Origin of the sequence: Actinoallomurus acaciae, assembly GCF_042429965.1 — a bacterium.
Taxonomy (GTDB): Bacteria; Actinomycetota; Actinomycetes; order Streptosporangiales; family Streptosporangiaceae; genus Actinoallomurus; species Actinoallomurus acaciae.
Window position 1 is genome coordinate 1 of the sequence record NZ_JBHLZP010001272.1, and the last position, 599, is coordinate 599.

Sequence of the window (599 nt, forward strand, 5' to 3'; positions counted from 1 at the left end):
CCGGAAAATACCAGGAGAGCTGAGAAAGGGGTACAGAACTTTCAGTACTGCTTACTGAGTAACATGGTAGAAGCGGTGCCTATCAACTTTCACATTGATATGACTAAGCCTACAGAGATAAGGGAGATAGAGTCGCTCGTAACCATTACCAAAGCGGTCTGTAAGAAAGAGCGTTCATTGCTTAAGTGTTTCGAAGACATGGCAGACGCAATTGCGCCCTGTGTAGACACTGATGTTAGTATTGAAACATCCAAAAAAACTGTGAAGGAGCTCGCTGACTATTTGTGCGACAACGACGCTGAAAAGACAACAGTTTTCTTTGAAGAAGGTGGGATGGATTGCATTGGGAATCATTCGGAACAACTTACTCAATGCCAGAACGTGATTCGCGACTTTTACGCCTCGGATAAGAAATATACGAATGCGGAGGTGTGCAAACTTTACGAAGGAGTGACCGACTGCATTGTGAGCGAGATATCCAAGTGCCCCAAGCAATCAAGTTCCCAGTTTATATCTCATATCTTCGCTTCCTTGAAACCGGACCAGTGCCCGAATACAGCGGACAACTTGGTGGAATTACATTGATGGCTTAGTTGTAG

1 protein-coding gene is annotated in these 599 nt (G+C 44.7%); it reads left to right on the plus strand.

The genetic code is table 11. The annotated features are described in order from the left end of the window. Window positions 1–585: DUF1397 domain-containing protein (locus ACFFNX_RS52035; protein ID WP_378213899.1), on the plus strand; the 585-nt coding region annotated here is incomplete at its 5' end. Window positions 586–599 lie beyond the last annotated feature (14 nt).